The organism is Agromyces sp. NPDC058104, from assembly GCF_042884835.1.
In the GTDB taxonomy this organism is placed as follows: Bacteria; Actinomycetota; Actinomycetes; order Actinomycetales; family Microbacteriaceae; genus Agromyces.
In genome coordinates this window covers 218374-238885 of the sequence record NZ_JBHVTD010000003.1, presented here as the reverse complement: position 1 = coordinate 238885, position 20512 = coordinate 218374, and the positions used below count along the sequence as shown (strand labels likewise).

At 70.1% G+C, this 20512-nt stretch carries 17 protein-coding genes; 6 read left to right on the top strand and 11 right to left on the bottom strand.

The features are described from left to right. Nucleotides 1-2 precede the first annotated feature (2 nt). Complete coding sequence (locus ACFVTH_RS14945; RefSeq protein ID WP_387092487.1) at nucleotides 3-686, top strand: methyltransferase domain-containing protein; 684 nt, start codon at nucleotides 3-5, stop codon at nucleotides 684-686. Between the two features lie 67 nt (nucleotides 687-753). On the opposite strand, the gene ACFVTH_RS14940 is transcribed toward ACFVTH_RS14945, so the two are convergent. The 5 genes from ACFVTH_RS14940 to ACFVTH_RS14920 all read right to left on the bottom strand — a co-directional run bounded on the left by ACFVTH_RS14940 (nucleotide 754) and on the right by ACFVTH_RS14920 (nucleotide 5895). Then, entirely contained in the window at nucleotides 754-1185 is a 432-nt protein-coding gene (locus ACFVTH_RS14940) for a cytochrome c oxidase subunit 4 (RefSeq protein WP_386941776.1), read from the bottom strand. Next, nucleotides 1185-2921 carry a cytochrome c oxidase subunit I gene (gene ctaD / locus ACFVTH_RS14935; RefSeq protein ID WP_386941775.1) on the bottom strand — a complete coding sequence of 579 codons (1737 nt, stop codon included), beginning with the start codon at nucleotides 2919-2921 and terminating at the stop codon, nucleotides 1185-1187. Before ctaD ends, ACFVTH_RS14940 begins: the two co-directional genes overlap by 1 nt. Further along, the gene (gene coxB, locus ACFVTH_RS14930) at nucleotides 2918-3820 is read right to left on the bottom strand and encodes a cytochrome c oxidase subunit II (RefSeq protein ID WP_387092484.1); all 903 of its coding nucleotides are present in this window, start codon (nucleotides 3818-3820) and stop codon (nucleotides 2918-2920) included. The genes ctaD and coxB overlap by 4 nt, the downstream gene beginning before the upstream one ends. Before the next feature lie 199 nt (nucleotides 3821-4019). After that, nucleotides 4020-4370, bottom strand: a complete 351-nt coding sequence (gene erpA, locus ACFVTH_RS14925) for an iron-sulfur cluster insertion protein ErpA (protein WP_157424487.1) — start codon at nucleotides 4368-4370, stop codon at nucleotides 4020-4022. Nucleotides 4371-4449: 79 nt separating this feature from the next. Then, nucleotides 4450-5895, bottom strand: coding sequence for a dipeptidase (locus ACFVTH_RS14920; RefSeq protein WP_387092481.1), 1446 nt, complete (start codon nucleotides 5893-5895; stop codon nucleotides 4450-4452). A 36-nt stretch (nucleotides 5896-5931) separates the two neighbouring features. On the opposite strand from ACFVTH_RS14920, the gene ACFVTH_RS14915 reads away from it, so the two are divergent. Next, complete coding sequence (locus ACFVTH_RS14915; protein WP_387092478.1) at nucleotides 5932-6519, top strand: DUF3043 domain-containing protein; 588 nt, start codon at nucleotides 5932-5934, stop codon at nucleotides 6517-6519. Between the two features lie 64 nt (nucleotides 6520-6583). On the opposite strand, the gene ACFVTH_RS14910 is transcribed toward ACFVTH_RS14915, so the two are convergent. Next, nucleotides 6584-7732: an alkaline phosphatase family protein gene (locus ACFVTH_RS14910; protein WP_387092476.1), complete on the bottom strand. Its 1149-nt coding sequence runs from the start codon at nucleotides 7730-7732 to the stop codon at nucleotides 6584-6586. A 75-nt stretch (nucleotides 7733-7807) separates the two neighbouring features. Here ACFVTH_RS14910 and ACFVTH_RS14905 point away from each other — a divergent pair, with 75 nt between their 5' ends. After that, a complete protein-coding gene (locus ACFVTH_RS14905) occupies nucleotides 7808-10285 on the top strand; it encodes a DNA topoisomerase (ATP-hydrolyzing) subunit A (protein ID WP_387092473.1) in 2478 nt (825 codons plus the stop codon). A 124-nt stretch (nucleotides 10286-10409) separates the two neighbouring features. On the opposite strand, the gene ACFVTH_RS14900 is transcribed toward ACFVTH_RS14905, so the two are convergent. Continuing rightward, nucleotides 10410-12488 carry a type IIA DNA topoisomerase subunit B gene (locus ACFVTH_RS14900; RefSeq protein ID WP_387092470.1) on the bottom strand — a complete coding sequence of 693 codons (2079 nt, stop codon included), beginning with the start codon at nucleotides 12486-12488 and terminating at the stop codon, nucleotides 10410-10412. 140 nt (nucleotides 12489-12628) lie between these two features. Between ACFVTH_RS14900 and ACFVTH_RS14895 the strand changes: the two genes are divergently transcribed. Next, the gene (locus ACFVTH_RS14895) at nucleotides 12629-12865 is read left to right on the top strand and encodes a hypothetical protein (RefSeq protein WP_022887733.1); all 237 of its coding nucleotides are present in this window, start codon (nucleotides 12629-12631) and stop codon (nucleotides 12863-12865) included. Nucleotides 12866-12946: 81 nt separating this feature from the next. Here ACFVTH_RS14895 and ACFVTH_RS14890 read toward each other — a convergent pair whose 3' ends face one another. The 4 genes from ACFVTH_RS14890 to ACFVTH_RS14875 form a co-directional block, all read right to left on the bottom strand. Continuing rightward, entirely contained in the window at nucleotides 12947-13684 is a 738-nt protein-coding gene (locus ACFVTH_RS14890) for a type 1 glutamine amidotransferase (protein ID WP_387092467.1), read from the bottom strand. Further along, on the bottom strand, nucleotides 13681-14937 hold the full coding sequence (locus ACFVTH_RS14885) for a Mur ligase family protein (protein ID WP_387092465.1): 1257 nt from the start codon (nucleotides 14935-14937) through the stop codon (nucleotides 13681-13683). The genes ACFVTH_RS14890 and ACFVTH_RS14885 overlap by 4 nt, the downstream gene beginning before the upstream one ends. A gap of 7 nt (nucleotides 14938-14944) precedes the next feature. Continuing rightward, nucleotides 14945-16258 carry an RNA polymerase sigma factor gene (locus ACFVTH_RS14880; RefSeq protein ID WP_387092464.1) on the bottom strand — a complete coding sequence of 438 codons (1314 nt, stop codon included), beginning with the start codon at nucleotides 16256-16258 and terminating at the stop codon, nucleotides 14945-14947. Between the two features lie 263 nt (nucleotides 16259-16521). Continuing rightward, the gene (locus tag ACFVTH_RS14875) at nucleotides 16522-17448 is read right to left on the bottom strand and encodes a proteasome assembly chaperone family protein (protein ID WP_387092460.1); all 927 of its coding nucleotides are present in this window, start codon (nucleotides 17446-17448) and stop codon (nucleotides 16522-16524) included. Between the two features lie 88 nt (nucleotides 17449-17536). Between ACFVTH_RS14875 and ACFVTH_RS14870 the strand changes: the two genes are divergently transcribed. Together ACFVTH_RS14870 and lpdA are read left to right on the top strand one after the other, a co-directional pair. Then, nucleotides 17537-19009, top strand: coding sequence for a leucyl aminopeptidase (locus ACFVTH_RS14870; RefSeq protein ID WP_387092458.1), 1473 nt, complete (start codon nucleotides 17537-17539; stop codon nucleotides 19007-19009). Nucleotides 19010-19107: 98 nt separating this feature from the next. Continuing rightward, nucleotides 19108-20481: a dihydrolipoyl dehydrogenase gene (gene lpdA / locus ACFVTH_RS14865; RefSeq protein WP_387092455.1), complete on the top strand. Its 1374-nt coding sequence runs from the start codon at nucleotides 19108-19110 to the stop codon at nucleotides 20479-20481. Nucleotides 20482-20512: the final 31 nt, after the last annotated feature.

The window sequence follows — 20512 nt, the reverse complement described above, 5'->3', positions numbered from 1 at the left end:
GCGTGGATGACTGCTGCAGTGCCGGCGGAGAGTCGCGAGCGCCCGACCGTCTGGCGGACGGCCGCTACGACGCGGTGTTCGACGAGCGCTTCGCTCAGCGCATCGCCCGGCAGTACTCCAAGCGAGGGCTGACGCCCTCCGAGCGGCACATCGTCGACTACCTCGCAGACGAGGTCGGCATCGTCGGTGCGCGAGTCCTCGAGATCGGCGGAGGCGTCGGCGAGCTCCAGTTGGCGCTGCTCGAACGTGGAGCCGCGAACACGGTCAACCTCGAGCTCTCAGCCGCCTACGAGGCGACAGCCGAGCGACTCGCGGCCGAGGCCGGTGTCGGCGATCGGGTGACCAGGACGGTCGGCCTCGACCTCGCCGAGCGTCCGACCGCGGTGGACGAAGCCGACATCGTCGTGCTCCACAGAGTGGTCTGCTGCTACCCCGACGCGGATCGGCTGCTCTCCGCGGCCGCCGATCGCGCGCGACGGGCGCTCGTCTTCAGCCACCCTCCGCGGAACCTGGTGAGCAGGGCAGGTGCCGTCTCCGTGAACCTGATGATGTGGCTCGTCGGGCGGAGCTACCGGGGGTTCATCCACTCCCCCGACGCCATGGTCGACGTGCTCGCGGGTCACGGACTGCAGGCGCGCTACCGGCATCGCGACCGCGGGTGGTGCATCGTCGGCACGCAGCGCTGACGGGGCGCCCACGGGTACGACGAAGCCCCCGACGCCGTGAGGCGTCAGGGGCTCCGAACGATCGAACTCAGCGGGCGAAGTTGCCGCGGTAGTACTCGTACACCCAGCCGACGAGGCTGATGAGGCCGATGCCGACCGCGATGAACGAGATCCAGAACCCGACGGCGAGGCCGAGGAAGAGGAGCGCGGCAGCGCCGGCGAGCATGATCGGCCACCAGCTCCACGGGCTGAAGAAGCCGAGCTCCGCGTCACCGTCGTCGATGTTGGCGTCGAGGCGGTCCTCGGGGAGCTCAGCGCCCTGGGCCTTGTGCACACGACCGAGGTAGAACGCGATGAACCCCGACAGGATCGCGCTGAGGCTGATCGCGACGGTGCCCGCCCACTCGGGGTGGTTGAGCCCGTGCGCGAGGTTGTCGGCCCAGCTCCACGCCGTGTAGACGCCGGCCATGATCACGAAGAAGACCGTGAGGATCCAGAACAGGATGACGTTGGCGCGCATTACTTGATCTCCTCCGTGGCGGCGTCGTACGTCGGTGCCTCAGGGGCGTCCTTCGCGGGACCGATGCCGACCGGGATGCCGGCCTCGGGGTGGTTCAGGTCGAAGGCAGGACGCTCGGAGCGGATGCGCGGGATCGACGTGAAGTTGTGGCGCGGCGGCGGGCAGCTGGTCGCCCACTCGAGCGAGCCGCCGTAGCCCCACGGGTCGTTGACCGTGACCTTGGGCGCGCGGCGAGCCGTGATGTAGACGTTCAGGAAGAACGGGATGAGCGAGATCGCGAGGATGCCCGCGCCGATCGTCGACAGCTGGTTCATCCAGGTGATGTTGTCTTCGGGCAGGTACGAGTAGTACCGGCGGGGCATGGCCACGACACCCAGCCAGTGCTGCACGAGGAACGTGGTGTGGAAGCCGATGAAGAGCAGCCAGAAGTGCCACTTGCCGAGCGTCTCGTTCAGCATCTTGCCCGTCCACTTCGGCCACCAGAAGTAGAAGCCGGCGAACATGGCGAACACGACGGTGCCGAAGACCACGTAGTGGAAGTGGGCGACGACGAAGTACGTGTCGGAGACGTGGAAGTCGAGGGGCGGCGACGCCAGGATGACGCCGGTCAGGCCACCGAACACGAAGGTGATGAGGAAGCCGAGCGACCAGATCAGCGGCGTCTCGAACGTGATCGATCCACGCCACATCGTGCCGACCCAGTTGAAGATCTTCACGCCGGTCGGGACTGCGATGAGCATCGTCATCAGGGCGAAGAACGGCAGCAGGACCGAGCCGGTGACGTACATGTGGTGGGCCCAGACGGTGACCGAGAGGGCGGCGATCGCGATCGTCGCGTAGATCAGCGTCTTGTATCCGAAGATCGGCTTGCGGCTGAAGACCGGGAAGATCTCGGAGACGATGCCGAAGAACGGCAGCGCGATGATGTACACCTCGGGGTGGCCGAAGAACCAGAAGAGGTGCTGCCAGAGGATGACACCGCCGTTGGCGGGGTCGTAGATGTGGGCGCCGAAGACGCGGTCGGCCGCGGCGGCGAGCATCGCGGCAGCGAGGACCGGGAACGCCATCAGCACGAGGATCGAGGTGACGAGCGTGTTCCACGTGAAGATCGGCATGCGGAACATCGTCATGCCGGGCGCGCGCATCGTGATGATCGTGGTGATGAAGTTCACCGCACCGAGGATGGTGCCGAAGCCCGAGAGGCCGAGGCCGATCATCCAGAGGTTGCCGCCGACGCCCGGTGAGAACGTCGTCGACGCGAGCGGCTGGTACGCGAACCAGCCGAACGACGCGGCGCCCTGCGGGGTGAAGAAGCCGGCGACCGCCATGAGCGAGCCGAAGTTGAAGAGCCAGTACGCGAAGGCGTTCAGTCGCGGGAACGCGACGTCGGGCGCACCGATCTGCAGCGGCATCAGCACGTTCGCGAAGCCCGCGAACAGCGGGGTCGCGAACATCAGCAGCATGATCGTGCCGTGCATGGTGAACAGCTGGTTGTACTGCTCGCGGGTCTGGATGAGCTCGAGACCGGGCTCGAACAGCTGGGCGCGGATGATCAGCGCCATCACGCCGCCGATGCAGAAGTAGATGAAGGCCGTGATCAGGTACATGTACCCGATCACCTTGTGGTCGGTGGAGGTGATCCACTTCACCAGGATGTTGCCCTTGCGTTCGACCTTCGAGGCGCCGAACGGCAGGCCGCTCGACTGAGGTCGAGCCGGTGCGGTCGTGGTGCTCATTCGGCTTCGTGCTCCTCGTTCAGTTCAGGCGCGCCCTTGCCGGGCAGGTTCTGATTGCGGTCGTACTCGCTCGACAGCTGGCCCTCCTGGCCCGCGTCGCGGAGCGACTCGATGTAGTCCTCGTACTCGGCCTCGGAGACGACCTCGACGTTGAAGAGCATGAGCGAGTGGTACTCGCCGCAGAGCTCGGCGCACTTGCCGGCGTAGGTGCCCTCGCGCTCGGGGACGAACGACATGTAGTTCGTCTTGCCCGGGAACATGTCCTTCTTGTAGAGGAAGTCGACGACCCAGAACGAGTGGATGACGTCGCGCGACTCGAGCTCGATCTCGACGTTCTTGCCGACGGGCAGGTAGAGGGTCGGCAGCTCGGACTGGACGAGCGAGCCCTTGGGGCCCTCGTCGTCGAGCTGGCCCTGGATGCCGGGCGAGTAGACGTCCTCGTTCACGTAGTTGAAGTCCCAGGCCCACTGCTTGGCGATGACCTCGACCTTGACGTCGATCTCGTCCTCGGCGAAGCGCTGCTCGATCGCCTGCTGGTCACGCGCGGTGAACGCGAAGAACCCGAGCACGAGGATGAGCGGCACGATCGTGTAGAACACCTCGATCGGCATGTTGTAGCGCAGCTGCACCGGCAGGCCCGTCTGGCCCTTGCGGCGGCGGTATGCGATGACCGCCCAGATCGTCAGACCCCACGTGATCACGCCGACGATGAGCAGCACGATCCACGAGGTGACCCACAGGCCCGAGATTCGCTCGGTGTGGTTCGTGACCGGTGCCTCGCCCTCGACGAAGCCGGGGAGGAATCCGTTCAGCTGAGCCTGCGTGCACCCGGCGAGTACGAGGCTGAGTGACGCTGCGATCGGGATAGCAGCCCATCGGAGACGGCGATTGTGGCGCACCGGTGACCTTTCGGGAGACTCGAAGGCGCTTCACAGCGAAGCGCGTTGATCGTTGTCTAGCCTACTCCGACTCCGCCCCCGAGGTGTGCATCCGGGCGCGGTGTCGGGCGTGCCGCGGCCCGAAAATCACCTTCGATCTGCAGAAAACACGAAAGGAGGCCGCTTTTCGCGGCCTCCTTTCGGCGGTATGAGGTATGGCTCAGTGGAACGAGTCACCGCACGCGCAGCTGCCCTGCGCATTCGGGTTGTCGATCGTGAAGCCCTGCTTCTGGATCGAGTCCTCGAAGTCGATCGAGGCCCCGTCGAGGTAGGGGACGCTCATCTTGTCGACGACGACCTCGACACCCTCGAAGTCGACGACGGCGTCTCCGTCGAGCAGGCGCTCGTCGAAGTAGAGCTGATAGATCAGCCCCGAGCAGCCGCCGGGCTGCACTGCGACGCGCAGACGCAGGTCGTCGCGGCCCTCCTGCGAGAGCAGGCTGCGCACCTTGTCGGCGGCGGGGTCGCTCAGCTTCACGCCGTGCGTGGTGTCGGTGATCGTGTCGCTCATGTCTCTCCTCGATGCGTCTGGAAACGCGTGTTCCTCATCCAATGGTAACCGCCGGAAACCGGCCGACGGCAGGAAGCGCTCAGGAATCTCCGTCGCGCGCGTCGAGGCGGGCGAGGAAGAGCGCCTCGGCGAGCAGCGCACGCTGGAAGACGCCCAGGTGCAGGGACTCGTTCGGGCTGTGGGCGCGCGAGTCGGGGTCTTCGACGCCGGTCACGAGGATCTGCGCCGACGGGAACTCGTCGACGAGCTCTGCGATGAACGGGATCGACCCGCCGACGCCGATCTCGACCGGGGCCGTGCCCCAGGCGTCCTCCATCGCGCCGCGGGTCTCGGCCACCGCCCATCCGGTCGTGTCGACGAGGAAGGGCTGCCCCGTGTCCACGTCCTCGAAGGCGAGCCGGGCACCGAAGGGCGCGTTGCGCTCGAGGTGCGCCCTGATCGCCTCGTACGCCTCGCGGGCGTCCTGGCCGGGTGCCACGCGCGCGCTGACGCGCACGCGGACGCCGGGCACCAGCGTGTTCGAGGCGTTGGCGATGTCGGGCGCGTCGATGCCCGTGATCGTGATGGCCGGCTGCGACCAGATGCGCGACAGGATCGTGTCATTGCCGACGGGGGCGACACCCTCGAGCAGTCCCGTCTCGGCGCGGAGCTGCGCCTCGTCGTACTCGGGCGTCTCGAGGCCGGCCGAGGTGAGGCCCTCGACGGCGACGGAGCCGTCGTCGGCCCAGAGGGTGTCGAGCAGGCGGATCGCCGCGAACATCGCGTCGGGCACCGCGCCGCCGAACATGCCCGAGTGGGAGGCGTGCGCGAGCGTGTCGATGCGGAGGTTGAACGCGACCGCGCCGCGGAGCGCGACCGTGATCGCGGGCGTCTCGAGGTCCCAGTTGCCGGAGTCGGCGACGATGATCGCGTCGGCGGCGAGCAGTTCGCGGTGCGCGTGCAGGAAGTTGCCGAACGACTGCGACAGGTACTCCTCCTCCCCCTCGATGAAGAGGGCGAGGCCGAGGTCGAGGTCGTGTCCGAGCACCGAGGTGAGGGCGCGGATCGCCCCGACGTGCGCCATGATCCCGGCCTTGTCGTCGGCGGCGCCGCGTCCGTACAGGCGGTCGCCGCGGAGCGTCGGCTCGAACGGCGCCGAGTCCCAGTCCTCGTCGCGTCCGGGCGGCTGCACGTCGTGGTGCGCGTAGAGCAGCACCGTCGGCCGGCCGTTGCGCGCCGCGCGGTGGGCGATCACGGCCGGGGAGCCGAGCTGCGGGTCCTCGTCGTGCTCGGCGCCGGCGACCGGCGCACGGCGGACGTCGACGAGGTCGAAGACGCCGAGGCCGCGCACGAGTTCGGCGACGGCGTCGGCGCTCGCCTGGAGATTGGCGGGGTCGAAGGCGGGCCACGACACCGAGGGGATCTTCACGAGGTCCGTCAGGTCGGCGATCGTCGACGGGAATCCGTCGGCGACGGCGGCCCGGATCGCCTCGACCTGCGGGTTCGCCGCATCGGCTCCGGCGACAGTGGGGAGAGAGTGGGTCATGCCGGTAATCTTAAGGGGAACCGATTCGAGGACCCCGTGGCCAAACACCCCAACAGCACCGAGCAGCCGAGCGCCGAGACGCTCGAAGAGACCCAGGCACGCCTGAAGAGCGGCGGCAAGGGCGCGCCGACTCCGACCCGCGCCGAGCGCGAGGCCGCCAACAAGCGGCCTCTCGTGCCGAACGACCGCAAGGAGGCGGCGAAGCAAGCGCGCGTGAAGGCCGCCGACGCCCGAGAGAAGGCCCGCGTCGGCATGGCGATGGGCGACGAGCGCTACCTGCCCGCCCGCGACCGCGGCCCCCAGAAGAAGTACGTGCGCGACTACGTCGACGCGCGCTTCAGCATCGGCGAGGTGCTCATCCCGGTGATGTTCGCCGTCATCGTGCTCACGTTCATCCCGAGCGCCGAGGTGCAGGCCATCGGCATCATGTCGCTCTGGGCGTTCTTCCTCGTCGCGGTGATCGACGTGATCATCCTGGGCCAGGTGCTCACCCGCAAGCTGGCGGCGAAGTTCGGCGCCGACAAGGTCGAGAAGGTCCGCTGGTACGCGGCGATGCGCGCGCTGCAGCTGCGTGCGCTGCGCCTGCCGAAGCCCCAGGTCAAGCGCGGCAAGTACCCCGCCTGATCGTCGAGCTCTGAGGATGCCACGTGGCCGGCCGGCCACGTGGCATCCTTGCGTCTCGGGGGCGTCAGGAGCGCTCGTACGCACCGCGACGGATGAGCGGAACCCGCGCCTCCTCGTCGCTGAGCGAGCCGTGCTGGCCGATCATGGCCTCCGCCTGCCGGTCGGCGGCGCGCCGATCGTAGTACGCGATGCCGGATCGTGCGGCGACGAGGAGGTCGCCGATCCGCGACTCCGCCTCGGGCGCGACCTCACCGAAGAGCCCCGCGGCGATCGCCTCTCCGCAGGTCATCACCCACGAGCGGCCCGACTCCGACTCGCGCCACCGCGCGACGAGGCGCTCGCGCGACGCCGCGTCGAGCGCGTCGTCGACGTAGAGCTGGAGGAACCGGGGCTCGCCGCCGACGTGGCGGACGCCGTCGACGAGCTCGGGCTTCGCATCGACGAAGACGTGCCGGTGGGCGGGCACGTCGATCACGCCGTGGTCGGCGGTGACGAGCAGTCCCGTGCCACGGGGCATCCGGCGCTCGAACGACGCCGTCTCGGCGTCGAGCTGCTCGAGGAGGCCGAGCCACCGGTCGGATTCCCAGCCGGAGGCGTGGGCGGCCTGGTCGAGCTCGGGGATGTAGAGGTAGACGAGCGCCGGCGCTCCCCCGTCGAGCACGTCGAGCGCGGCGTCGAAGCGATCGGCCATGCTCGTGCCCGGGACGTAGCGGGCGCCGCGCAGCACGGCGCGGGTGAATCCGGAGTCGGCGTAGCGCGGCGCACCGATGACGACGGCGTCCACGCCCTCCGCGGCGGCCGCCTCGAAGATCGTCGGGCGCAGCTGCCACGTCTCGGGACGCATGCCGGCGTCCCAGCCGTTGAGCTGGTTCACGAGCCGGTCGTGCGCGCGATCGAGGGTGCGATAGCCGACCAGGCCGTGGGAGCCGGGCATGGCACCGGTGGTGAGGCTCGCGAGGGCGGCCGCGGTCGTCGTGGGCACGACCGTGTGGATGACGTCGCGCTTCGCCATGGCGCCGGCGAGGTGGCGCGCATGACCCGCGCGCTGACGCAGGTTCGCGGCGCCGAGGCCGTCGACGAGCACGACGACCGCGCTGCGCGCCGGTGCGAGGCCGAGCGGGTTCGGCGCCCCGGTCAGGCTCGCGAGCGAACTGCCGAGCACCGCGGTGAGGCGCGGTGCCGTGTCGGCGGGCACCGGTAGCATGGCAGACATCGCGCCCAGTCTGGCACAGGCCGGGCGCGCCCCCGTTCCCCCGCGTGCCCAGCACGCACGGCACAGAGACCACGGATGACCCGAGCCACATCGCAGCCCGCCGACGAACCGATCGTCGAGCACATCGAAGACGTCGACGTCGCCACCGAGATGCAGGGCTCGTTCCTCGAGTACGCCTACTCGGTGATCTACTCGAGAGCCCTCCCCGACGCCCGCGACGGACTGAAGCCGGTGCAGCGACGCATCCTCTACCAGATGAGCGAGATGGGCCTCCGGCCCGACAAGGGCCACGTCAAGTCGGCCCGCGTCGTCGGCGAGGTCATGGGCAAGCTCCACCCGCACGGCGACACCGCGATCTACGACGCGCTCGTGCGCATGGCGCAGGCCTTCACCCTCCGCGTGCCGCTCATCGACGGCCACGGCAACTTCGGCTCGCTCGACGACGGCCCGGCCGCGCCGAGGTACACCGAGGCACGACTCGCGTCGACGGCCCTCGCGATGACCGAGGGCCTCGATGAGGACGTCGTCGACTTCGTGCCGAACTACGACGCCCAGCTCACCCAGCCCGAGGTGCTGCCGGCCGCGTACCCGAACCTGCTCGTGAACGGCGCGGCGGGCATCGCCGTCGGCATGGCCACGAACATGGCACCGCACAATCTCATCGAGGTCGTCGGTGCCGCCCGACACCTCATCGCGAACCCCGACGCGACGCTCGACGACCTCATGGCGTTCGTGCCGGGGCCCGACCTGCCGACGGGCGGCACGATCGTCGGACTCGCGGGCGTGAAAGACGCGTACGCCACCGGGCGCGGCAGCTTCAAGACGCGCGCGAAGGTCTCGGTCGAGCAGATCACGGCCCGCAAGACCGGCCTCGTGGTCACCGAGCTGCCCTACCTCGTCGGCCCCGAGAAGGTCATCGAGAAGATCAAGGACGGCGTCAACGCCAAGAAGATCAACGGCATCTCGGACGTCACCGACCTCACCGACCGCACCAACGGGCTGCGGCTCGTCATCGGCATCAAGACCGGCTTCAGCCCCGACGCGGTGCTCGAGCAGCTGTACCGACTGACGCCCCTCGAAGACTCGTTCAACATAAACAACGTGGCGCTCGTCGACGGCGGCCCCCAGACGCTCGGCCTCCGCGAGCTGCTCCAGGTCTACGTCGGCCACCGCATCTCCGTCGTCACGCGCCGCTCCGAGTACCGTCTCGCGCGTCGCCGCGAGCGGCTGCACCTCGTCGACGGCCTGCTCATCGCGATCCTCGACATCGACGAGGTCATCCAGCTCATCCGCGGGTCCGACGACACCGCGGCCGCCCGCAGCCGGCTGATGGAGGTCTTCGACCTCAGCCAGGTGCAGGCCGAGTACATCCTCGAGCTGCAGCTGCGCCGCCTCACGAAGTTCTCGCGCATCGAGCTCGAGACCGAGCGCGACAAGCTGCGCGCCGAGATCGCCGAGCTCGAGGCGCTGCTCGCCAGCCGCCACCGCATCGAGGCGCTCGTCTCCGACGAGCTCGCCGAGACCGCCGAGCGCTACGGCACGCCGCGCCGCACCCTGCTCACCGACGCGCGTCCGTCGATCGCCGGCGCCGCCGCGAAGCGCGCGGCCGCAGCCGCGCTCGAGGTGGCCGACGTGCCGTGCCGCGTCTTCCTCTCGGTGACCGGCCGCATCGCGCGCGTCGACCTGCCCGACGGCGCAGAGGGCGCGCCGACGATCACCGTGCCGGCGCGACGCAGCAAGCACGACGCGATCGCCTCGTCGCTCGACACGACGAGCCGTGCCGAGATCGGCGCGGTGACGAGTCGCGGCCGACTGATCCGGTTCACCCCCGTCGACCTCCCGATGCTGCCGCCGACCTCGGTGCAGCTCGGTGCCGGCGTCAAGGTCGCCGACTACCTCGCGCTCCCCAACCGCGACGAGCGGGTGCTCGCGATCGTGTCGCTCACGTCCGACCGGTCGATCGCGCTCGGCACGAAGCAGGGGGTCGTGAAGCGCGTCGCGACCGGCGCCTACCCCAACAAGCCCGAGTTCGAGGTCATCGGCCTCAAGGCCGGCGACGAGGTCGTCGGCGCCGTCCAGGGCGACGAGAGCGACGAGCTCGTCTTCGTCGCCTCCGACGCGCAGCTGCTGCGATTCCCCGCGGGCTCGGTGCGCCCGCAGGGTTGCCCCGCCGGCGGCATGGCCGGCCTGAACCTCGGTTCGGGGGCGCACGTCATCCACTTCACGAGCATCTCGGCCGACGAGGCAGCGAACTCCGTGGTGGTGACCGTCGCCGCGTCGACCGACACCCTGCTCGGCACCGACCCCGGCAGTGCGAAGGTCAGCGACTTCGCCGAGTTCCCGGCGAAGGGCCGCGCGACCGGAGGCGTCCGCGCCCAGCGGTTCCTGAAGGGCGAGGACGCGCTGCACCTCGCCTGGGTCGGGCCCTCCCCTGCGCTCGCGGTCGGCCCCGACGGCAGCACCCGTGAGCTGCCCGACTCCGGGGCGAAGCGCGACGGGTCGGGCCAGCCGCTCGAGTCGGTCGTCGCCGCGGTCGGCCGCCGGGTCGGCTGACCGCGCGAAGCAGAGAAGGAGGCGGGCACCCGGTCGGGTGCCCGCCTCCTTCGCGTTCGGAGCGGCGAGGCAGCGGGGCTCCCGCCCGGTCGAGGTCGCCCGACGCTGCCCGGCGCCGTGAGGCTCAGGCGTCGATGCGGTCGCGCTCGAGCGCGTCGGAGCTCTCGATGATGAACTCCTTTCGGGGCGCGACCTCATTGCCCATCAGCAGCTCGAAGACTCGCCCGGCGTTCTCGGCGTCGCCGATGCCGACGCGGCGCAGGGTGCGGTGACGGCGGTCCATCGTGGTCGTCGCGAGCTGGTCGGCGTCCATCTCGCCGAGGCCCTTGTACCGCTGGATCGGGTCTTGGTACCGCTTCTTCTGCTTGTCGAGCCCCGCCAGCACGCCCTTGAGCTCGGCCTCGGAGTACGTGTAGATGGTCTCGTTCGGCTTCGAGCCCGGGTTGACGACCACGACGCGGTGCAGCGGCGGCACGGCGGCGAACACGCGCCCCTCTTCGATCATCGGGCGCATGTAGCGGAAGAAGAGGGTGAGCAGCAGCGTGCGGATGTGCGCACCGTCGACGTCGGCATCGGCCATCAGGATGACCTTGCCGTAGCGGGCCTGGGCGAGGTCGAAGCTGCGCCCCGAGCCCGCCCCGATGACCTGGATGATCGACGCGCACTCGGCGTTGCCGAGCATGTCGGCCACGCTCGCCTTCTGCACGTTGAGGATCTTGCCCCGGATCGGCAGCAGGGCCTGGTGCTCGCTGTCGCGAGCGAGCTTCGCCGTGCCGAGGGCGGAGTCGCCCTCGACGATGAACAGCTCGCTGTGCGCGACATCGTTCGAACGGCAGTCGACGAGCTTCGCCGGCAGCGACGAGCTCTCGAGTGCGTTCTTACGACGCTGCGTCTCTTTGTGCGCGCGGGCCGAGATGCGGGACTTCATCTCGGCGACGACCTTGTCGAGCAGGAGGGCCGACTGCGCCTTGTCGTCGCGCTTCGTCGACGCGAAGCGGGCGCCGAGCTCTTTGGTGAGCACGCTCGAGACGATGTTGCGCACGGCCGGCGTGCCGAGCACCTCCTTGGTCTGGCCCTCGAACTGCGGCTCGGGCAGCCGAACGGTGATGACCGCCGTGAGGCCGGCGAGCACGTCGTCCTTGTCGAGCTTGTCGTTGCCGGCCTTGAGCCGCCGCGCGTTCTGCTCGACCTGCTGGCGCAGGAACTTCAGGAGGCCCTGGTCGAAGCCGGTCTGGTGCGTGCCGCCCTTCGGCGTCGCGATGATGTTCACGAACGAGCGCACGACCGTGTCGTACCCGGTGCCCCAGCGCAGCGCGATGTCGACGTCGCAGGTGCGGGTGAGCTCGGTCGGCACCATGGCGCCTCCCTCGCTCAGCACGGGCACGGTCTCGGTGAAGTTGCCCGTGCCGCTCAGTCGCCAGATGTCGGTGATGCCCGAGTCGGGCGCGAGGTGGTCGACGAACTCGGAGATGCCGCCGTCGAACTGGAACGACGTCGTGTGCGCGACCTCGCCGCGCTCGTCGGTCACGTCGATCGCGAGCCCGGGCACGAGGAAGGCGGTCTGCCTGGCGCGACCCAGCAGCTCGTCGGTCTGGAACTCGGCGCCCTTCGTGAAGATCTGCCGGTCGGCCCAGTAGCGGATGCGCGTGCCGGTGACGCCCTTCTTGACCTTGCCGACGACGCGGAGCTCGCTGCGCTCCTCGAAGGGGGTGAACGGTGCGTCGGGCGACGGAGCACCCGAGTCGGCGAAGACGCCCGGCTCGCCGCGGTGGAACGACATCGCGTACGTCTTGCCGTCGCGGTCGACCTCGACGTCGAGGCGCTCGGAGAGCGCGTTGACGACCGAGGCGCCGACGCCGTGCAACCCGCCCGACGCCGCGTACGACCCCGAGCCGAACTTGCCGCCGGCGTGGAGCTTCGTGAACACGACCTCGACGCCGGTGAGCCCGGTCTTCGGTTCGACGTCGACCGGGATGCCTCGCGCACGGTCGCGCACCTCGACGCTGCCGTCGGCGTGCAGCAGCACCCCGATCTCGGAACCGTGGCCCGCGAGCGCCTCGTCGACCGAGTTGTCGATGATCTCCCAGACGCAGTGCATGAGACCGCGGGAGTCGGTCGAACCGATGTACATGCCGGGGCGCTTGCGCACCGCCTCGAGCCCTTCGAGGACGGAGAGATGGCGGGCGGAATAGTCGGAGCTCACGTCGATCAAGCCTAGTGAGCCGCACCGACAGCTTCGTGCAGGCGCTACGCGCTGAGCGAAATGCCCTGCCACATGGAAGGGAGGCGGTCCCCCGCGTGTTTTCATTGATGAACGGAATCCATGAGCACGGAGGAGGAGCCATGACCCAGTACACCGAGACCACCGGTGCGGTCGATGAACTCGAGACCCCCTACGAGCTCACTGCGCTCGACCGCTGCGACGCCTGCGGCGCGCAGGCCTACATCCGCGTCGTCGTCGCGAGCGGCGAACTCCTCTTCTGCGCCCACCACGGCCGCAAGCACCAGGAGAAGCTCTCGCAGATCGCGCACAGCTGGCACGACGAGTCGAGCCGCCTGCTCGCCGACGACAAGCGCTGAGCGCACCGATCGCATGAGGAACGCCCCGGGGGAACCCGGGGCGTTCCGTCGTTCGAAGGGCTCACCGAGCCGATCGGGTGATCAGTGGGCGGATGCCTCGACGCCCGCCGCACGGAGCTGCGCGGCGCGCGCCGCGGCGGCGTAGCCGTCGACCTCGCCGGCCCGCCCGCCCGGGGCGTACGCGACGCCCGCGCGCTGGGCCATGATGCCGAGCAGGTGATCGGCGAACGCGGGGTTCTTCGCGAGCACCGGCCCGTGCAGGTGCGTGCCGAAGACGGCGCCCATGACGACGCCCTCCTGGGCGGACTCGCGACCGTTCCCTCCGCCGGCGCGCACGCGGCCGAGCGGGGAGCCCTCGGCGCCGAGGTAGTCGCGGGCGTGGTTCTCGAAACCGACGAGCATGCCGAGCAGCGGCGACTTCACGACGAGGTCGCCGGTGACCCGGCCGTCACGCGGCACGGCCCGCCCGGGCAGGATGCCGAGGCCCTCGATGCTGCGCCCGTCGCCCGTCTCGACGCCCCAGCTGAGTAGCTCCCAGCCGGTGCCGACCGCGAGGACGGGCACGCCCTCGGTGCCCCACCGCCGGAGTTCGTCGTGCATCCCGAGCAGCGCTTCGCGGCTCGCCTCGAGCGAGGCGTCGCTGCCCGACCCGAGGACGACGGCGTCGACCCGCTCGGGGAGCGCCGAGCGGTCGTCGACGGCCACGACCTCTGCCTCGAGGCCCGCCCATCGGGCGCGCCGTGCGAGCACGTCCGCGTTCTGCGCGTCGCCGTTGGTGTTCTGCAGCGTCGGCAGCAGCGACACGATGGTGAACGTCATTCCGATCCCGTCAGTCCGAGGTGGGCGCGCGTGCGCCGCATCGAGTCGGCGGAGAAGACGATCGTCTTCACGCCGCGCTCGGGCGCGGGCGCGGCGAGGAAGTCGTCGAGCGCGACCCCGAGCTCGGGCTCGACCCGCTCGATCTCGACTCCGTCGTAGGCGAGCATGAGCGCCGCCTCCGCGGCCTTCGAACCGCTCACGATCTTCACGCGTTCGAGCGAGGCGGCGTCGGCCGGCCAGAAGTACGACGGGTCGCGCACGTCGGAGCCGATCGCGAACAGGATGTCGCTCGTCCCGGGTTCGATGCTGTCGACGTTGAGCTGGTAGCTCGCCGGGTTCTGCACGAGCACGAACTCGACTTCCTGGCCGCGCACGGTGACGCGCTCGCCGCGGCCGAAGACCGCGGGGATGGCCGTGAGCGCGCGCGCGGCGACCTCGGCCGAGAAGCGGTCGCCGAGCACCGCCGATGCGGTCGCGTAGGCCGCGGCGGCGTCGACGGCGTAGTGGATGCCTCGCGCGGGCAGCCCTGCGCGCACCGGTGCGCCGCGGTCGTCGAGCACGACCTCGCGCCCGTCGACCGCGTCGATGACGAGGCCGTCGCCCGGCGTGAGCCGGTGCGTCGACGTCTCGGTGTAGCCGAGGCCGCGCGGGGCGGAGTCGAGCACCGCCTGGGAGACGCCGAACCGGTGCACCGCGACGTCCGGTCGGAGCCTGGCGGCCAGGCGCTCGAGGTACGCGTCGTCGGCGTTCACGACGACCGCCTCGCCGGCGCGTGCCGCGATGCGGCCGAGCATTCCGGCGACCATCTCGGAGTCGTGGAAGCGGTCGATCTGGTCGACCATCACGTTCGTGAGCGCGACGACGCGCGCGTCGACTCCCTGCATCACGAGGGCGCCGTGGCCCTCGTCCATCTCGAGCACCGCGACCTCGCCGGGCACGCGGCCCCGCCAGTCGGCCTGCTCGAGCAGCGCAGAGGTGAGCCCCTGGCTGATGTTCGCCGTCGACGGGTTCGTGAAGACGTCGACGCCGTGCTCACGGAGGATCGCGACGAGCATCTTCGTCGTCGTCGACTTCCCGGCGGAGCCGGACACGACGACGAGCCCCTGCGGGAAGCCCGACAGTGTGCGCTTGAGGTACTTCGGGGCGATGCGGTTGACGACGAGGCCGGGGACGGCCGAACCGCCGCCCGGCTTGCGCAGCCGGGCGGCGAAACGGGTGAGTCGGCCGACGAGGATCGCCGGCGCGTAGCGCACCTGCGGCCTACTCGAGGTAGTCGCGCAGCGACTGCGACCGCGACGGGTGGCGGAGCTTCGCCATCGTCTTCGACTCGATCTGGCGGATGCGCTCGCGCGTGACGCCGAAGGTGTCGCCGATCTGGTCGAGGGTCTTCGGCATGCCGTCGCCGAGGCCGAAGCGCATGCGGATCACGCCCGCCTCGCGTTCGCTCAGCGAGTCGAGCAGCGACTCGAGCTGCTTCTGCAGCATCGTGAAGCCCACCGCGTCGGCCGGGACGACGGCCTCGGTGTCTTCGATCAGGTCGCCGAACTCGCTGTCGCCGTCCTCACCGAGCGGGGTGTGCAGCGAGATCGGCTCGCGGCCGTACTTCTGCACCTCGATGACCTTCTCGGGGGTCATGTCGAGTTCGCGGCTCAGCTCTTCGGGCGTGGGCTCTCGGCCCAGGTCCTGCAGCATCTGCCGCTGCACCCGGGCCAGCTTGTTGATGACCTCGACCATGTGCACCGGGATGCGGATGGTGCGGGCCTGGTCGGCCATCGCGCGGGTGATCGCCTGGCGGATCCACCACGTCGCGTAGGTCGAGAACTTGAAGCCCTTGGTGTAGTCGAACTTCTCGACCGCACGGATGAGGCCCAGGTTGCCCTCCTGGATGAGGTCGAGGAACTGCATGCCGCGACCCGTGTAGCGCTTGGCGAGCGAGACCACGAGGCGCAGGTTGGCACCCAGCAGGTGGCTCTTGGCGCGCTGGCCGTCCTTCGCGACCCACTGCAGCTCGCGACCGAGCTGCGAGCGCTTCTCGGCGTCGGTCATCGCCGACAGCTTCTCTTCTGCGAAGAGACCCGCCTCGATGCGCATCGCGAGTTCGACCTCTTCGGCCGCGTTCAGGAGCGCGACCTTGCCGATCTGCTTCAGGTAGTCCTTGACGGGGTCGGCCGTGGCGCCCGTGATCGCGGACGAGTAGACGGGCACTTCGTCCTCGTCGTCGGCGGCGCGCAGCACGAGTGCGCCGGTCGGGTGCGGCTCGACCGCGACGGGCTTCGCGTCGTCGTCGCTCTCGTCGGCGCCGTCGCCGTCGACCTCGACCTCGTCGAGCTCGACCGGCTCGACGTCGTCCTCGTCCTCGTCCTCGGACGCCTTGCCCTTCGCCTTCGTGCGGGGCTTCGCCGCGGCCTTCGCGGTCGCGGTGCGGGGCGTCTTGGACGCCGTCGTCGTCTTCGCCGCGGCCTTGGCGGCGGGCGCCTTCGCGGGCGCCTTGCTCGCGGCCGACTTCGCGGCGGTCTGGCGCTTCGCGGCGGGGGCCTCAGCCTCGCCGGCCGCCTTCGCCTTCGTCGTTGCCATACGTATGAACCTCTCCTACCGTCGGCCGGCGTGTGCCCTCGGCGGAGGGCGCGGCTCGAGCTGTCGGTCCGGTCGTTTTCGGACACTATGAGGACCCATGTCAAGTCCGCGTGTCGGTGCGACCTCGATCGCACCCGCGGACCCGAACGGGTCCTGCCTTAATTATACAGGCCCCGAACGGCGCGAACGCACATTCGACACCCCGACCTACACCAGTGGTCAACGCCCGGCGGCGCCCGGGAATTCCTTCGGCCCGCTCCCGGTCAGCCCGCGCGCGGCGGCTCGTCGTCCCGGGAACGCCGGAAGGCGAGGAACTTCTCGAGCTCGGCGGCGATCTCGTCGGCGCTCGGCAGCTCGCCGTCCTCGTCGGTGAGCGGCGAACGCAGCGTCGTGCCCTCCATGTAGGCGTCATGACGCTCTTCCAGCGTGCCGACGAGCTTCGCGAGCTCGCCGTTCTCGCCGACCTGCTCGTCGATGCGCCCGAGGAAGTCGCGCCCCTGCTCGCGAAGCGCGTCGGTCGGGAAGATTCGCCCCGTCGCGGCGCTGATCGCCTCGAGCGCGGCCACCGCCGCCGACGGGTACTCGGCGTCGGCGAGGTAGTGCGGGATGAGGAGCACGAACCCCGTCGTCGGATGGCCGAGCTCGACCAGGCGGTACTCGATCAGGTGCAGGGCGTTCGACGGCACCTGCGTCGTCGGCCGCCAGACCGACATCGTCTCGATGAGCTCCTCACGGTTGCCGCTCACGGTGACGCGAATCGGCCTCGTGTGCGGCACCGGCATGGGGATCGAGTTCACCCACGTGGTCGACGAGACCTGCAGCTCGTCGATGAGCAGGAGCACCGCGGCGCTGAACTGCTCCCACCGGAAGTCGGGCTCGAAGCCCGTGAGCAGGAGGAACGGACGACCGAGCTCGTCGCGGGCGAGCTCGAGCGCGAGCCGGGGCGGCGTGTAGTCGCTCAGGTGGTCGCCCTCGAAGAGGATGATCGGGCGGCGCGCGCGGTAGTCGAGGAGCTCGTCGATGTCGAAGCTCGCGACGAGCGTGGTGTCGAGGGTCTCCCTCAGGTACTCGGTCGTCTGCGCGACGGCGCCGCCCGCGTCGGCGGAGCCGGTGAGTCCCGCGACGAGCGGCAGGCCCGGCGGCACCGCGACGTCGGCGTTCAACTCGAACAGGGAGCGGGGATCGCGCATGATTCCAGCCTACTGACGCGGCCGGGGCGCCCTCCCGAACCGGGCGGCCGGCCTTCATGCCGAGAGCGAACACGTACGATCGGGAGTCATGACCGTTCCCACGCTCTCCGTCTCCGCCTCCCCCGCATCCACCGCCGACGCCGACGTCGTGCTGCTTCTCGCGACGAAGGGCGCCGACGGTCCCGAACTGGTCGCCGCCGACGGATTCGAGTGGGTCGGCCCCCAGCTCGTCGCGCTCGGCGCGACCGGGGCGAGCGAAGAGCTCACGCGGGTTCCCGGCGTCGCGGGCGGCGCCCGTGTCGTCGCGGTCGTCGGGGTCGGCGAACGGTCGGATGCCTCGAGCCTCCGCCGTGCGGCGGGCTCCGCCGTGCGCCGCCTCACCGGCACCGAGTCCGTCGCGATCGCCGCGACCGTCGACGACGCGGCCACTGCCGCGGCGGTCCTCGAGGGCGCCGCGCTCGGCGCCTACGCGTACGACGAGTACCGCAGCGAGCCCAAGCCGCCGGTGTCGCGCCTCGAGCTGCACACCGGGTTCACCGCCGACGAGGTCGGCCTCGACCGCGTCCGCTCGGTCGTCGCGGCGGTCGCGCGCACGAAGGACCTCGTGAACGCCTCGCCGTCGGAGCTCTACCCCGAGTCCTTCGCCGCGCTCGCCGTCGAGGCGGCGACCGCCGTCGGCGTGACCAGCAAGGTGTGGGACGAGGCGGCGCTCGCGGCCGACGGCTTCGGCGGCATCGCCGGCGTCGGGCAGGGGTCGAGCCGCGGGCCCCGGCTCGTGCGCCTCGAGTGGGCCCCCGACGGGGCATCCACCCATCTCGCCCTCATCGGCAAGGGCATCACCTTCGACTCCGGCGGCCTCTCGCTGAAGCCGATGGCCTCGATGGTCGGCATGAAGACCGACATGGCGGGCGCAGCGGCCGTGCTCTCCGCGATCGTCGCGATCGCCGAGCTCGGGCTGCCGATCAAGGTCACCGGCTGGTTGTGCCTCGCCGAGAACATGCCGTCCGGCACCGCCATCCGCCCGAACGACGTCCTGCGCATCCGCGGCGGCAAGACCGTCGAGGTCGTGAACACCGACGCCGAGGGCCGGCTCGTGCTCGCCGACGCCCTCGTGGCCGCGAGCGAGGAGCAGCCCGACGCCATCGTCGACGTCGCGACGCTCACCGGCGCCCAGGTCGTCGCCCTCGGCCACCGCATCACCGGACTCATGGGCGACGACGAACTCGTCGCCCGCGTGCGCGCGGTCGCCGACGCCGTCGACGAGACCACGTGGCCGATGCCGCTCCCCGCCGACCTGCTCCCCCTCCTCAAGTCCGACGTCGCCGACCTCATGAACACGAAGCTCGGCATGACGGTGCCCGGCATGCTCCTCGCCGGCGTCTTCCTGCAGCAGTTCGTCGGGAAGAAGGACGCCTCCGAGGACCGCATCCCGTGGGCCCATCTCGACATCGCGGGCCCCGGCCACAACGGCGGCGCAGGGTGGGGATTCACCGGAACGGGCGCCACCGGCGCGGCCGTCCGCACCCTCGTCGCGCTGGGCGAGGAGCTCTCCGCCAAGTAGTAAGGTCGTATGGGCGAGAACGTCGCCCATACGCCCTGCCGCGGCGACACGCCGGCGGCGGTCCGTGACGCAGATCAGATGCGCAAGGGAGATTGCGGTTGTCCGAGCAGAACTTTGACATGGTCGTCCTCGGCGGAGGCAGCGCGGGTTACGCCGCTGCGATTCGCGCCGTCGAACTCGGACTCACCGCGGTGGTGATCGAGAAGGACAAGCTCGGCGGCACGTGTCTCCACCGCGGGTGCATCCCGACCAAGGCGCTGCTGCACGCGGCCGAGGTCGCCGAGGTCTCGAAGGACGCCGCGAAGTATGGCGTGAAGACGGCGTTCGAGGGCATCGACATCAACGGCGTCTCGGCGTACCGCGAGGGCATCGTCGCCAGCAAGTGGAAGGGCCTGCAGGGCCTGCTCAAGGCCCGCGGCATCCCCGTGGTCGAGGGCGAGGGCCGCCTCGTCGCCGCCGACACGGTGCAGGTCGGCGACGACCGCTACGTCGGCAAGAACGTCGTCCTGGCCACCGGCTCGTACTCACGCTCGCTGCCGGGCCTCGAGATCGGCGGCCGCGTCATCACGAGCGAGCAGGCGCTCGAGCTCGACTTCGTGCCCAAGAAGGTCGCCGTGCTCGGCGGCGGCGTCATCGGCGTCGAGTTCGCGAGCGTCTGGCGCTCCTTCGGCGCCGAGGTGACCATCATCGAGGCACTCCCCCACCTCGTCCCCAACGAGGAGGAGTCGATCTCGAAGCAGCTCGAACGGGCCTTCCGCAAGCGCGGCATCGACTTCTCGCTCGGCGTCCGGTTCCAGGGCGTCACCCAGGACGAGCAGGGCGTCGTCATCACGCTCGAGAACGGCCAGAGCTACGACGCCGAGCTGCTGCTCGTCGCGGTCGGCCGCGGCCCCTCGACCCAGGGGCTCGGCTTCGAAGAGGCCGGCATCTCGATGGATCGCGGGTTCGTGCTGACGAACGACCGCCTCGCCACGAACGTCCCGGGCGTCTACGCCGTCGGCGACATCGTCCCCGGCCTCCAGCTCGCCCACCGCAGCTACCAGCAGGGCATCTTCGTCGCCGAGGAGATCGCGGGCCTGAACCCGATCGTCGTCGAAGACGTGAACGTGCCCAAGATCACCTACTGCGAGCCCGAGATCGCTTCGGTCGGCTACACCGAGGCAAAGGCGGCCGAGAAGTTCGGCGCCGAGCAGATCAGCTCGTACGACTACAACCTCGCGGGCAACGGCAAGTCGAGCATCCTCGGCACCGGCGGCTCGGTGAAGGTCGTGCGCGTGAACGACGGCCCCATCGTCGGCGTCCACATGATCGGCGGGCGCGTCGGTGAGCTCATCGCCGAGGCCCAGCTGGCCGTGAACTGGGAGGCGTACCCCGAGGACATCGCCCCGTTCATCCACGCCCACCCGACTCAGGCCGAGGCCTTCGGCGAGGCAGTGCTGAAGCTCGCCGGCAAGCCGCTGCACGCCATCTGAGCCCCGCCGCCCGCCCAACGACTGCAATAAG

Coding starts and splice junctions, on each gene's coding strand:
- ACFVTH_RS14890 (WP_387092467.1), bottom strand. CDS start 13,684: ATGACGTTCACCATCGTGTCGCTGCTGCCGACGCTGCAGAACACCAAC.
- ACFVTH_RS14875 (WP_387092460.1), bottom strand. CDS start 17,448: ATGCGCGATCCCCGCTCCCTGTTCGAGTTGAACGCCGACGTCGCGGTG.
- ACFVTH_RS14910 (WP_387092476.1), bottom strand. CDS start 7,732: ATGTCTGCCATGCTACCGGTGCCCGCCGACACGGCACCGCGCCTCACC.
- ACFVTH_RS14920 (WP_387092481.1), bottom strand. CDS start 5,895: ATGACCCACTCTCTCCCCACTGTCGCCGGAGCCGATGCGGCGAACCCG.
- erpA (WP_157424487.1), bottom strand. CDS start 4,370: ATGAGCGACACGATCACCGACACCACGCACGGCGTGAAGCTGAGCGAC.
- ctaD (WP_386941775.1), bottom strand. CDS start 2,921: ATGAGCACCACGACCGCACCGGCTCGACCTCAGTCGAGCGGCCTGCCG.
- ACFVTH_RS14880 (WP_387092464.1), bottom strand. CDS start 16,258: ATGGCAACGACGAAGGCGAAGGCGGCCGGCGAGGCTGAGGCCCCCGCC.
- ACFVTH_RS14895 (WP_022887733.1), top strand. CDS start 12,629: ATGACCCAGTACACCGAGACCACCGGTGCGGTCGATGAACTCGAGACC.
- ACFVTH_RS14870 (WP_387092458.1), top strand. CDS start 17,537: ATGACCGTTCCCACGCTCTCCGTCTCCGCCTCCCCCGCATCCACCGCC.
- ACFVTH_RS14940 (WP_386941776.1), bottom strand. CDS start 1,185: ATGCGCGCCAACGTCATCCTGTTCTGGATCCTCACGGTCTTCTTCGTG.
- ACFVTH_RS14905 (WP_387092473.1), top strand. CDS start 7,808: ATGACCCGAGCCACATCGCAGCCCGCCGACGAACCGATCGTCGAGCAC.